This window comes from Achromobacter sp. ES-001 (genome assembly GCF_019448355.1).
Taxonomy (GTDB): domain Bacteria; phylum Pseudomonadota; class Gammaproteobacteria; order Burkholderiales; family Burkholderiaceae_B; genus Achromobacter; species Achromobacter spanius_B.
This window is the reverse complement of the sequence record NZ_CP079940.1, coordinates 911,625-924,149: the sequence shown is the minus strand read 5'-3', so window position 1 is coordinate 924,149 and position 12,525 is coordinate 911,625. Positions and strand designations below refer to the sequence as shown.

The following is a 12,525-nucleotide window of genomic DNA, read 5'->3' as shown; positions in this document are numbered from 1 at the left end:
CGCGAGGCAAGCACCGGTCGCTCAGGTCCCGGTGAACGCGGGCGGCCGCTTTTCGGCAAAGGCGCGCATGCCTTCCAGGTAGTCGTCGGTGTAGCCAAGCTCGCGCTGCAACTGGCATTCCAGATCGAACTGCTGGGCCAGCGTATTGCCGCTGGACGCGTGCAGCGCCGCCTTGGTAGCCGCGTAGGCCCGCGTTGGCCCGGCGGCCAATGTGGCGGTGACGTCCGACACGGTGGCGACCACCGCGTCGTCAGGCACGACACGCCAGATCAGCCCCCACGCGGCGGCCTCGGTGGCGCTGACGGCCTCGCCAAACAATGCCGCGCCCATCGCGCGCGCCGAGCCCACCAGCCGGGGCAAAAACCATGTGCCGCCCGCATCCGGCAACAGGCCGATCTTGCTGAACGCCTGCACAAAGCGGGCCGACTGCGCGGCAAACACCACGTCGCAGGCCAGCACCAGGCTGGCGCCCGCGCCCGCCGCCACGCCGTTCATCACGCACACTACCGGCACCGGCAGCGCGCGCAAACGGGTGATCAACGGGCGATAGCACTTTTCCAGCATCAGGCTCAGGTCGCGCCGCGAGCCGTCCTCGGAGGGCTTGCGCTCGCTCAGATCCTGCCCCGCGCAAAAGCCCCGCCCCGCGCCGGTGATGACCAGGCCGCGCAGGCCGGCGTGCGACTCCATCACATCCAGCGCGCGCGCCAGTTCGCCGTGCATGACTTCCGTAAAGCTGTTGAGCCGGTCCGGCCGGTTCAGGGTAATGACGCCCACGCCGTCTTCCACCGTGAAGCGGATCTGCGTGTAGCCGTCGGCTGCGTTGTCGTGCGTTGCGCTCATGCCTGCTCCTCCAACATCGCCACTTCCTCCAGCACCGCCAGTTGTTCGGCCGTGTCGCCCAGCAACGGATCCACTATGGTCAGCCGCTTGAAATAATCGCCCACTTCCAGCTCGTCGGTCATGCCCATGCCGCCGTGCAACTGCACCGCCATCTGCGCCACCTGGCGCCCGGCGCGCGCGGCTTCCAGCTTGGCCGACGCGATCATGCGGCGGCGCTGCACGGCATCGGGTTCGGTCAGCGCGGCCACGGCCACATACGCCATCGACAAAGCCAGTTCCTTGGCCACCAGCATCTCGGCCAATCGGTGTTGCAGCGCCTGGAACGAGGCCAGCGACTGACCGAATTGCTTGCGCGTCTTCAGATAATCAACGGTGATTTCCAGCAGCCGGTCGATCGCGCCCGCTGCGTGCGCACACAGCGCCGCCGTGCCCCACTGCAACGCCTGGGCCAGGGCGTCGTCGGCCTGCGCGCCTTCGGCCAGCAAGGCATCGGCGGGTAGGCCCACCGCGTCGAAATCCAGCCGGGCGCAGCGCGCGCCGTCCAGCGTGGGCGTGTCGGTGACGCGCACGCCGGCAACGTCCGACGGCACGGCCAGCAACACCGTCTGGCCCTCGGCGCCCAATGCGCTGACCAGCCACGCTTTGGCCGCCGCGCCGTGCCACACCAGATGCTTGGCGCCATCCAGCCGCCAGCCCTGGGCAGTCTTGGCCGCGCGGCATTCGCGCGGCTGCGTGTCGTAGCGACGGCCGGGTTCTTGATAGGCCACGGTAACGATCGTCTCGCCCGAGGCTATGCCCGGCAACCAGCGGCCACGCGCCGCGTCGCCGCACGCGTCCAGCAATGCCGCGCCCATGACCGCGCTGGGAATGACGGGTTCTGACACCAGCGCGCGTCCCAGTTCCACGTGCACGGGCAGCAGGCTGGCCGGCACTTCGCCAAAGCCGCCGAAGTCCTGCGAAATGGTCAGGCCCAGCACGCCCAGTTCGGCCAGCGCGGCCCAGGCGCGGGCGTCCACCGTGCCGGTGGCCTGGCGCGCGCGGCGTTGGGGAAATGTCCATGCCTGGTCCACCAGGCGGCGCAGGCTGTCGGCCAGCATGCGCTGTTCTTCGGTATAGATGAAATCCATGCGTGTCTTCCTGTCGGATGGCGCGGCGGGCCTACAGGCCCAGCACCAGGCGGGCGATGATGCCCTTCTGCACTTCGGTCGTGCCGCCGTAGATGGACGTCTTGCGCATATCGGCATAGCCCGCGCCCGACGCCGCGGCCATCGCCGGGCCCGGCCCGTGATCGTCGTGGTCGGCCAGCAGCCAATCCGGGTCGTAGGGCCAGGCGTCCGGCCCCGCCACTTCCATTTGCAGCATGGCCAGATCCTGCTGGATCTCAGACCCGCGAATCTTCAGCACCGAGGCCTCGGGGCCGGGCGTGCCGTCGTTGCTGGACGCTACGCGCAGCAACAACATTTCCAGCGCCATCATGTCGACTTCAATGCGCGAGATACGGTCGCGAAAACGGCTGTCGGCCAGCAAGGGCTTGCCGCGCGATTGCGCTTGCGCCGCCATGTGTTTCAAGATGCCCAGCTCGCGATGGCAATGGCCCAGCCCGGCGATGCCGGTGCGCTCGTGGCCCAACAGGTACTTGGCGTAGGTCCAACCCTGGTTCTCTTCGCCCACCAGGTTTTCCACCGGTACGCGCACGTCTTCCAGCCAGACTTCATTGACGTCGTGGCCGCCGTCCAGCGTGCGGATGGGGCGCACCGTCACGCCCGGCGCGCGCATGTCCAGCAGCAGCATCGAGATGCCGCGTTGCGCGCGCGCGTCGGGGTCGGTGCGGGCCAGGCAGAACATCCAGTCGGCGTATTGCGCCAGCGTGGTCCAGGTTTTCTGACCGTTGACAACGTAATCATCGCCATCGCGCACGGCGCGTGTTTTCAGCGACGCCAGGTCCGACCCCGAACCCGGTTCGGAATAGCCCTGGCACCACCAATCCTGCACCCGAGGGATGCGCGGCAAAAAGCGCGATTGTTGTTGCGCGCTGCCGTATTTCATCAGCACGGGGCCGATCATCGACAAGCCGAACGGCAGCAGGCGCGGCGCGCCAGCCTTGAAGCATTCCACCTCGAAGATCAGGCGCTGCAAGGCGTTCCAGCCGGTGCCGCCGTGCTCTACCGGCCAGTTCGGCGCGCCCCAGCCCTGGTCCGCCAGGATGTTGTGCCAGCGCACGTAGTCGTCGCGTTCCAGCCGCTGATGGCGCAACACCTTGTCTCGGATGTCGGCGGGCAGGCGGGTGGCGGCAAACGCGCGCACCTCGTCGCGGAATTGGCGCTCTTGCGGCGTCCAGGTCAGGTTCATGGTCTACCTCCTTTGCCCGGTATCTAGCCATGGCGCGGGCAGCCCCACAATCTGCCTCTTCCGAAGACCGGCTTCGCGCTGGATGTAGGGCAACACCGTGGACGGCGCGAGCGGCCCACTACCGCTTCGCAAAAGGCCTGCTTCAGCAATGAAGAATGGCAGAACCTTGGCGCAGTACCGACACTAGCAGCCGTCATCCACTGGAATCCCATCGCACCATGACTGTTTCCGATCACAAGGAAGGCGTGTCGCAGGGCGTCGAGGCGCAGTACCGCCAGGCGCTCGACCAGGGCCGCTTTCTTATCCAGCACTGTGGCGGTTGCGACCGCGCGGTGTTCTATCCCCGCATGGTCTGCCCGCATTGCGGCGCGGACAAGCTGGCCTTCACGCCGGCCGACGGACGCGGCACCGTTTATTCCACCACCGTTGTGCGCCGCAAGCCCGAGGCGGGCGGCGACTACAACGTGGCGCTGATCGACCTGCACGAAGGCGTGCGCATGATGAGCCGCGTTGAAGGCGTTGCGCCGGCCGACGTGCGCATCGGCATGGCCGTGCGCGCCCGTGTGATTCAACAGGATGGCCACGGCCTGGTGATCTTTGACGCTAAGCAGGAGGCGGCATGACGCTTAACGATTTGCGCGGCGCGGTGGCCGTGGCCGGCGTCGGCCATGCGGGCCTGGGACAGGCCAACGGCTTTACCGAAATGGAAATCCTGGTGCAGGCGGCGCAGCGCGCCGTGGCCGACGCGGGCCTGACCCTGCGCGACATTGACGGCATCTGCACCGCCAGCGTGGCCGCGCCGATGTGGGCCATGCCGGTGATCGAACACCTGGGCATCCGCCCCACCTTCATCGACAGCACCATGCTGGGCGGCTCCAGCTTCGTCGCGCACCTGTTGCCGGCCATGCACGCGCTGGCGTCCGGCCAGTGCAACGCCGTGCTGGTCTGCTATGGCAGCACGCAGCGCACGTCGACCCTGAGCCGCGCCGAAGTGGGCCGCGTGCGCAAGCAGTTCGACCCGCAACCCTATGAAACCCCTTACGACCCGCTCAGCCCGCTGTCGTCATACGCGCTGGCGGCGGCGCGCCACATGCACCAGTACGGCACGCGCCGCGAGCATCTGGCGCAGGTGGCGTTGGCGGCCAACCAATGGGCACAGTTGAACCCCGAGGCGCAGCTGCGCCAACCCACGACGCTGGATGAAATTCTGTCGGCGCGCATGGTGTCCGACCCCTTGAGCGTGCGCGACTGCTGCCTGGTCACCGACGGGGCGGGCGCTTTTGTGCTGGTGCGCGCCGACCGCGCGCGCGACTTGCCGCGTCCACCTGTCTACGTACTGGGCAACGCCACCGCCGTGTGGAACCGGCAGATCTCGTCCATGCACGACCTGACGGTGACGGCCGCCGCGCAGTCGGGCAAGCAGGCCTTCGACATGGCCGGCGTGTCGCCGCGCGATATCGACGTGGTCGAACTCTACGACGCCTTCACCATCAACACTTTGCTGTTCCTGGAGGACCTGGGCTTTTGCGCCAAGGGCGAATCCAAGGACTTCATCGCGGACGGCGCGATTGCGCCGGGCGGCAGGCTGCCCGTCAACACCAATGGCGGCGGTTTGTGCTGCGTGCATCCCGGCATGTACGGCGTCTTCATCATGATTGAAGCCGTGCGGCAATTGCGTGGGGAATGCGGCGACAGGCAGGTGGCCGACGCGCAGCTGGCGCTGGTGCACGGCAACGGCGGCACGCTGTCCAGCCAGTCCACCGCCATCCTGGGCACCCAGGCCACGCTGTGATCCCGGCTTTGATCCCGGCTTTGATCGATTCACCCGCACTTTGACTGACACGCCACCTTCGATGTCTCAAGCAGAAACCCTTACCCGCATCCATGACCTGCTGGCCCGGCAAGCGCGCCGGCAACCCGACGCCATCGTGCTGTACGAAGAAGGCGGCGGCACCGTCACCTATGCGCAGCTATGGCAGCGTGTACAGGCCGTGGCCGACTGGCTGCGCGGGCAAGGCGTGCAGCCCGGCCATCGTGTGCTGATGGTGGGGGAAAACTGCACCGCGATGATCGCCGCGCTGTTCGGATGCGGCGTGGTGGGCGCGTGGCCGGTGGGCGTGAACGCGAGGCTGTCCGGCCGCGAAGTGGACAACATCCGCCAGCACGCGCAGCCTGAACTGCTGCTGTACACCACCGGCGTGTCGTCCGCCGCCGCCGCGCATGCCGCTGACGCCCGCGCGGTGGATGCGGACCCTGCCGTGTGGGGGCCGGGCGTGCAGGCCGCGCGCGCCGCCACGCCCACCGCTGCTGAAACCGATGCGCTGGCCTCGGAAGTGGCCACCGTCATCTATACGTCGGGCACCACGGGCGCGCCCAAGGGCGTGCTGGTGCCGCATCGCGGCCTGCTGCATTTTGCGCGCGTGTCAGCAGCGTCGCGGCGCTTGACACCGCACGACATCGGCTACGCGGCGTTGCCCATGTCGCACATCTTCGGCATCGCCACGGTGCTGATGGCCACGGTGCACGCGGGCGCCAGCCTGGTGCTGCGCAGCCGCTTCGACGCCGACGACGCCTTCAAGGCGCTGGCGCATCCCGGCGTCAGCATCCTGCAAGGCGTGCCCACCATGTTCAGCCGCATGATGGCCGTGGCGCCACCGCGCGCCGAGCTGCGCGCCCCCGCCCTGCGCTATCTGTACACCGGCGGCGCGGCGCTGGACCCCACATTGAAACGCGACGCCGAACGCTACTTTGGCGTGGCGATGCATCACGGCTACGGCATCACCGAATACGCGGGCTCCATGTTCATCACGCGCATCGATGAGCCGCGCGATGACTGCTCAGCCGGCTACGCGGTAGACGGCGTGGAAATGCGCCTGGGCAGCCCCGACGCGGGCGCGCCGAAACCCGGCCAACGCGGCGACATCCTGATCCGAGGCCCCGGCGTCATGCTGGGCTACTACCGCAATCCCGAACAGACCGAGCAAGCGCTGCTGCCCGGCGGCTGGCTCAACACCGGCGACATCGGTTATGTGGACGACAGCGGCGCGTTGTTCATCGCCGGCCGCTCCAAGGACTTGATCATCCGCTCGGGCTTCAACGTCTATCCCATCGAAGTGGAATCGGTGATCAACGCGTTTCCGGGCGTGCGCCTGTCCGCCGTGGTCGGTCGCAACACGGCCGACCAGAACGAAGAAGTGATCGCGTTCGTCGAACCGCTACCGGGTGCACGCGTCGACACCGACCTCTTGATGTTGCACCTGCGCGCCCAGCTGGCGCCGTACAAGCGACCCGCGCGCATCATTTCCATCGACACGATTCCCACGACCGTCAGCGGCAAGATCCTCAAGCAACCGCTGAAAGAAAGGCTGGCGTAGGCGCGGACCCGCTGTTCCGCTCCACGACCGGCCACCTATACACAAGGAGACAACAGCGTGAAACTCAAGACCCTTTTTGCCGTGGCCGCCGCCACGGCCGCCTTCGCCATGGCGTCCAGCGCCGGCGCGCAGACGTACCCCGACCGCCCCATCCGCCTGCTGGTGGGCTACGCGCCCGGCGGCCCCGTGGACACCACAGCCCGCGTCTTTGCCAAATACCTGGGCGACAAGCTGGGCCAGACCGTCGTCGTGGAAAACCGCGCGGGCGCCAGCGGCATGATCGCCTCTGACGCCACCGCCAAGGCCACGCCCGACGGCTACCTGCTGGGCTTTGCCGCCAGCCCCACGCTGACCATGTCGCCGCTGGTCCAGCGCAGCACGCTGTTCGACCCGCGCCACGACTTCTCATTGATCGGCCTGGTGGTCGATTACGCCAACGTGCTGTTGATCGGCCCGCAGATTCCCGCCAAGAACGTGGGCGAGCTGGTCAGCTACGCGCGCTCGCACCCCGACGCCGTGTCGTTCGGATCCGCCGGCATCGGCGCGTCCAACCACTTGTCGGCCGAACTGCTTAAAAAGCAGGCCGATGCGTCGATGCTGCACGTGCCGTATCGCGGCAACTCGCCCGCCATGATGGACGTGATCAGCGGCAAGGTGACCTTCATGTTCGACATCACCAGCACCGCGATCCCGTTCATCAAAAGCGGCAAGGCCCGCGCGCTGGCCGTCACGTCCAAGACCCGTAACCCCGAACTGCCCGACGTGCCCACCATGATCGAAGCCGGCATGAAGGACTACGAGGTGGTGGGCTGGTACGCGCTGGTCGGCCCCAAGAAGTTGCCCGACGCCGTTTCGGCCCGCCTGACCCGCGCGCTGCAAGACGTGTCCAAAGACCCCGCGTTCCGCAAAGCCATGACCGAAGGCGGCTACACCATCAACACGGGCGACTCCGCCGCCCTGCAATCCCGCATCGACCGCGAGTACGCCTTGTGGTCGGACGTTATCCAAAGCGCCAACATCCAGGCCAACTGACCCTTACCGGAGCCCACTGATGCCCGCCCCGCTTGCGCTACGCGCCCAGACCCGCCTGCCGATCATCGGCGCCCCCATGTTTCTGGTCTCTGGGCCCGAGCTGGTCGTGGCGCAATGCGCGGCCGGCATCATCGGCACCTTTCCCTCCCTGAACGCTCGTCCGCAAGAACAGTTGCAAGACTGGATCACCCGCATTGAAGACGGGCTGGCCGCCAAACGCCGCGCCCATCCGCACGTCAAGGTGGCGCCCTACGGCGTGAACCTGATCATCCACCCCAGCAACCCGCGCTGGCAGGGCGACCTGGCGATCTGCGCCGAACGCCGCGTGCCGCTCATTATCACGTCGCTGCACGCGCCCGAAGCGGTGGTGCGGGCAGTGCACCCTTACGGCGGGCTGGTCTATCACGACGTCACCAACGTGCGGCATGCCAAGCGCGCGTTGGAGGCGGGCGTGGACGGCTTGATCCTGGTAGCGGCGGGCGCAGGCGGCCACGCGGGCCAGGTCAATCCGATTGCGCTGGTCAACGAAATCCGTGCGTTCTACGACGGCCCTTTGGCGCTATCGGGCTGTATCAGCCATGGCAAGGACGTGCTGGCCGCGCAGGTGCTGGGCTGCGACTTCGCCTACATGGGCACGCGCTTCATCGCCACGCAGGAATCGCTGGCAAACGACGCCTACCGCGAGATGGTGCTGCAAGCGCAAGCAGCCGACGTGACGTACACGCCTTACTTTTCTGGCGTGCCCGCGAACTACCTGTCGGCCAGCATTCTGGCGGCGGGCCTGGACCCGGTGGCCTTATCGCGCAATGGCGAGTCGCCGCCCGCCAACATGGACAAGAACTCGCGGCCCAAGGCGTGGAAGGATGTCTGGAGCGCCGGCCAGGGGGTAGGGTCGGCGCAAGAAATCCTGTCCATCGCGACGCTGGTGGATCAGCTGGAAGCCGAATATCTCAGCGCGCGCGCGGCGTTGGTGGCGGTAGCGGGCTAGCGTGTAGCGGCGGCATCACTTCTCCGACTCCCCCAACAAATCCATACTCGGCCCGCCAGCGATGAACTGATCCAGCAGGCGCTGCTCGGCCGCAATTTTCTCCGGGTCCACATACCGAGCGGGTGGCGGGGCGTTACGCGCGCTTTCTTGCGTCAGTTCCGCAAACCGTTGCAGAAACTCCGGTGACGGCGCTTCGCTCAAGGTACGGGTTTGCGGGCGCAGCTTCACGCCGAAGGGATCGTTGGCCGGCTTCTGGCCCGGCGTCGGCGAACTGATGGTGATCACCGTTACCCGGTCGTCACGGCGCAGCGGGACGATGGCGCTGGTGTCGGCGTTCAGATAGCTGGCCATGGTGGCTAGCGCAATTCCCACAAAGGGAGACGCCGCACCCGTGTCGCCCAGGCGTTGCGTCAGGTCGTAGCTTTGGTCCGAAGCCAGCAGGTCGAGCGAGCTGTCGGCCATCTGTAAAGCGGGAAGCAGATCGGCCAGGGCGGAACGGTTCAAGCCTGCGTCGTAAAACATGCGGGAGGGCGCGTGGGCCAGAGGCGTCACGGCCTGCGTCCAGGCGTTTGCGATTGCCGCATGGCGAGCCTCGCCTTTCAGGGGGATGCCGTCGGATTGCAGCGACACTTCGACTGGGCGGTGCAGCCGCGCCAACGGCGTCAGGCGGTCCCATTGCTGGAAGCCGCGTTCGGTGATGGGTTGAGGGAACCAGGGACTGGGTTGAAAGGAATATGGCGGGTTGCGGCGCCAGCCGGTGAAGGCGGGGTCAATGTCGTTCTTGTGCGGTTTGGTGTATTTAGCAAAGCCGCGCAACCAGTCCAGCCGCTCGGGCCGGGCAAAGACGATGGCGGTGACGGCGTCTGTCAGCTCGCCGGGTTGGCGGGGGCCAGTCGCCACACCCTTGCGCTTGTCGTTGCGACTGCCCATTGCATAGAACATGCCGAAGCCGTCGACGGCATAAACCAGCAGCGCGGGCATATCGGGGTTCTTTTCGAAGACACTGAACAGATACTCCACGAACTCTTCCGGCGTACTGTTGCAAATAACGCCGGGTCTGAGCGGCTTACTTCGATGCCAATGCAATCCCGCAGGCCCCATCGTTCGGTCGGCCATCCCGTTGAGGGAAATAGACGCTCTTTCTGGAGAAAAGCGCAGTCGGGGCACCGTCGGGTCGTAATCGCGCACAACCGTCAAGGTGGGAATGGCCCAACGTTCAGGAAAGCCGCGCAGCGCCAACTCCAATGCGTTGGCCTTACGCTGCGCCCAGGCCATGTCCTTATCTTCCGCTATGGTTGGATAGAACGCAGGGTCCATCTGCAACGCGGTCCCGACCTGCAATGCGTCGGATTGTGAAGAGTTCTGTTGTAGCAGTTGTGCCCACACCTGACCTTGTCGATAGACGTCCAAGCTCAAGCCAACGCGGATGATGTCCAACGTCTCCAGGCGTGGGGACGAGGAGGGCGCAGCGAAAATAGGCATCACAACTCCGGGGGCTTGCGGAATGGGGTCAACGGGAATCCACGCATCAGGCGCTGGGGGCAATTCGCAAGCCACGCCCTTCCACTCGGAGGACTCCCTTGAACTTTCGGTGTCGGCGCGTACCTCTTGCTGAAACGTAGCAGCCAACAAAAAGGCCATAGCGCAAGATATGAACTTCATCCCGGTTCCCCGTCCCCAGCCGTGAGATCGCGGCCAGCATCTCTGTCCTTTCGGGTCTGCGTAGACACCAAGGTGGGTAACTTCGTTTGATGGATCGAGGCAGGCAAGCTGCCTCCTCCCCTAGTCAACAACTTCCCATCTTCGTCATAGACCGCAACTCGCCGACTTCGATAGAGGTCGGTAGCATTGATGAGTTCGAGATTCTCGGAGCTTTCGTTTCTGTAGTAATCCAAGGTTGCCTCGTCCGGCAGTGCCGCGTCGTTCTCTTTGCTAGCGTTTGGTTCCACATCGAACTCCACCCAAGCCATCCTCCAATCCGCCACCCGACACAAATACGCATAGAACGGCTCATCATCAATACTGCGTGCCTGCCCTATCGCCAGGTCGTACGCCATCGCGCGTTGGCTATGCATCGAATTCGCGGGGATTGATGAATGAAAGGAGATCGGGCTTTGCTCGTCCGCCCCCGCGTCCATTCTTCGCCGACGCGCCTCGTTCGGGCTTTCCTGATATGTCACGTTAAAGCGGCGCCCGCCCACGTGGTCGACCCCGGTAATCCGGTGCCAGTCCGCTGCCCAATCGTTGTTTTCCGGTGCGGTGTACGGGTTGCGCAGCGGGTCGTTCAAACCCGTGAGTTCGGCTTCAAGCAATGGCGCATACGCCATGCTTGCACTGCGGGAGCTATAGGTTTGCGGGACCTGTCCGGCGCTTTCCGGTAAGGTCACCACGCGGGTACCCGCCACACGTATTCCCTTGTTCGTAATGGCAATCGATGCATCAATCGGATCATCCGGCGCGTGTACCGGTGCAATACCCGCCGATGCCTGCTCGGCCATTACCACGCCGCCCGACCTGAAGTCCGCCAGAAACGGCTGCGGCAGGGCTGGCGCATTGATGGGCACCGACTGGCCAGGCGCGAAGTCGGCGTTGGCCGCCCATCGCTGCGGCAGGCCCATGCCCGAACCCTCCCAGGTGCTTTCATGCTGTCGGCGCAAGACGTAGTCCTGCGTTGGCCTCAAACCAATGGGTTGGCTCTCGCCGTCCCGCGCTCGCATGGTGAATACGCGTTGATGAAAATGGCCACCCAGTGCGGACAATCCGGGGCCGTAAATATCACCCACCCACTGCTTCGCCATGTTGCCCACCATCGTGGGCACGAAATCCACCATCGTCCTTGGCTTGTGCGCAGGCAGGGCCTGGTAAGTCAAGGTGTCGGCAACGCCTTGCCAGCCGATACCCTGCACATTGCGCATGCCGACGGTCTTGTCCTCGGGAGAGAAATAGAGGAACACGCGGCCGCGATTGTCACGCTCGGAAAAGGCAACGTCTTTGCCCTCCAGCGTGGTCTGGCATTGCAAGCCATTCCAACGCAATCCACCGATGCAGGACGGGCTTGAGGGGTCGGCCATCTGAGCGAAGGTGGGCACCGGGTTGGGATTTGCGCCGATGAAGCCGACGATATTCGCAAGCGTTGTCACGCGCGCCTTGGTGGTCTGCTGCGCTTCGGACATCTCCATGCGCTCGAAGCGAGACTCCAGCAGGCTGTATGGCGGGTTCATCATGATGACCGCATCCACGGGGCGCTTGCCTTCGTCCTTGAGCAAGGCGTTGGCCAGCAGGGTGATCAGCGTGCCCTGGCTGTGCCCGACCACGTTGATCGTGTCGTTTTCGCCGGTGGTCTTGCCGCCAGGATGGCGATAGGCGCGAATCATATTCACCAGCATGGCCAGGCGCTTGGCCGCCAGCAGCATGTACTTGCGGCTGGGCGCCATGACCAGTGGGTGGTCGGGCGACCCAAACAAGGGGTTGATCGGCAGCAGGCACATAGGGCGGCGCGCGCCAATGACGGTTCGACCACTGCCCGATAGCGGGTACGGCGAAAGCCGGTAGCGGCTTGTTCAAATTCAGTGACGATGCCGTGTACGTGGCGCGCGGCTTGCGCACCATGCCAGATGGTGAACAAGGCCGCTTCGTCCAGCATGGCGCCGATATCCATGGCGGATGCCGTGCTGGATAGCCACAGCGTCAAGCGATACGTTTCCGACAGCGCTTCGTCCAGCGTGAACTCGACAACGTCGAAGGCAACGCCGATCGCACTTGCCTTGACAGGCTCAAAGGTGAAACGGAACGTCGACTGGCTGGGCATGGCAGAGTCCGTAAGGATTTCCTGCCGGGAGCCTAGCCGACCTCACGCCAAACAGATATAGAACAAATCTGAAATGCGGCAGCGCAACCCGAAGCCCCTATCCGGATTCATCAATCTGCCCGATGCGGTCTGCC

The 12,525-nt window shown here is 65.4% G+C and carries 11 protein-coding genes; 5 read left to right on the top strand and 6 right to left on the bottom strand.

All coding sequences use genetic code 11. The features are described from left to right. Nucleotides 1-21: 21 nt before the first annotated feature. The 3 genes from paaG to KYT87_RS04000 are packed head-to-tail and all read right to left on the bottom strand — an operon-like array spanning nucleotide 22 to nucleotide 3,189. Nucleotides 22-840, bottom strand: a complete 819-nt coding sequence (paaG, locus tag KYT87_RS04010) for a 2-(1,2-epoxy-1,2-dihydrophenyl)acetyl-CoA isomerase PaaG (protein ID WP_219991739.1) — start codon at nucleotides 838-840, stop codon at nucleotides 22-24. Beyond that, entirely contained in the window at nucleotides 837-1,967 is a 1,131-nt protein-coding gene (locus KYT87_RS04005) for an acyl-CoA dehydrogenase family protein (RefSeq protein ID WP_219991738.1), read from the bottom strand. Before KYT87_RS04005 ends, paaG begins: the two co-directional genes overlap by 4 nt. A 31-nt stretch (nucleotides 1,968-1,998) precedes the next feature. Further along, nucleotides 1,999-3,189 (bottom strand): acyl-CoA dehydrogenase family protein, encoded by a 1,191-nt coding sequence (locus KYT87_RS04000; protein WP_219991737.1) that lies wholly within the window; start codon nucleotides 3,187-3,189, stop codon nucleotides 1,999-2,001. 218 nt (nucleotides 3,190-3,407) lie between these two features. Between KYT87_RS04000 and KYT87_RS03995 the strand changes: the two genes are divergently transcribed. The 5 genes from KYT87_RS03995 (at nucleotide 3,408) to KYT87_RS03975 (ending at nucleotide 8,583) form a co-directional block, all read left to right on the top strand. After that, nucleotides 3,408-3,812, top strand: coding sequence for a Zn-ribbon domain-containing OB-fold protein (locus tag KYT87_RS03995; RefSeq protein WP_219991736.1), 405 nt, complete (start codon nucleotides 3,408-3,410; stop codon nucleotides 3,810-3,812). Beyond that, nucleotides 3,809-4,981 carry a thiolase gene (locus KYT87_RS03990; protein ID WP_046806478.1) on the top strand — a complete coding sequence of 391 codons (1,173 nt, stop codon included), beginning with the start codon at nucleotides 3,809-3,811 and terminating at the stop codon, nucleotides 4,979-4,981. Before KYT87_RS03995 ends, KYT87_RS03990 begins: the two co-directional genes overlap by 4 nt. A 61-nt stretch (nucleotides 4,982-5,042) precedes the next feature. After that, on the top strand, nucleotides 5,043-6,563 hold the full coding sequence (locus KYT87_RS03985) for a class I adenylate-forming enzyme family protein (protein WP_219991735.1): 1,521 nt from the start codon (nucleotides 5,043-5,045) through the stop codon (nucleotides 6,561-6,563). Between the two features lie 57 nt (nucleotides 6,564-6,620). Next, on the top strand, nucleotides 6,621-7,595 hold the full coding sequence (locus KYT87_RS03980; protein ID WP_046806480.1) for a tripartite tricarboxylate transporter substrate binding protein: 975 nt from the start codon (nucleotides 6,621-6,623) through the stop codon (nucleotides 7,593-7,595). Between the two features lie 19 nt (nucleotides 7,596-7,614). Beyond that, nucleotides 7,615-8,583: a nitronate monooxygenase family protein gene (locus KYT87_RS03975; RefSeq protein WP_219991734.1), complete on the top strand. Its 969-nt coding sequence runs from the start codon at nucleotides 7,615-7,617 to the stop codon at nucleotides 8,581-8,583. Nucleotides 8,584-8,598: 15 nt separating this feature from the next. On the opposite strand, the gene KYT87_RS03970 is transcribed toward KYT87_RS03975, so the two are convergent. The 3 genes from KYT87_RS03970 to KYT87_RS03960 all read right to left on the bottom strand — a co-directional run bounded on the left by KYT87_RS03970 (nucleotide 8,599) and on the right by KYT87_RS03960 (nucleotide 12,391). Beyond that, nucleotides 8,599-10,020 carry a DUF2875 family protein gene (locus KYT87_RS03970; RefSeq protein ID WP_219991733.1) on the bottom strand — a complete coding sequence of 474 codons (1,422 nt, stop codon included), beginning with the start codon at nucleotides 10,018-10,020 and terminating at the stop codon, nucleotides 8,599-8,601. A gap of 221 nt (nucleotides 10,021-10,241) precedes the next feature. Beyond that, complete coding sequence (locus KYT87_RS03965; RefSeq protein WP_219991732.1) at nucleotides 10,242-11,996, bottom strand: DUF3274 domain-containing protein; 1,755 nt, start codon at nucleotides 11,994-11,996, stop codon at nucleotides 10,242-10,244. Next, complete coding sequence (locus KYT87_RS03960) at nucleotides 11,960-12,391, bottom strand: contractile injection system protein, VgrG/Pvc8 family (RefSeq protein WP_219991731.1); 432 nt, start codon at nucleotides 12,389-12,391, stop codon at nucleotides 11,960-11,962. Before KYT87_RS03960 ends, KYT87_RS03965 begins: the two co-directional genes overlap by 37 nt. Nucleotides 12,392-12,525 lie beyond the last annotated feature (134 nt).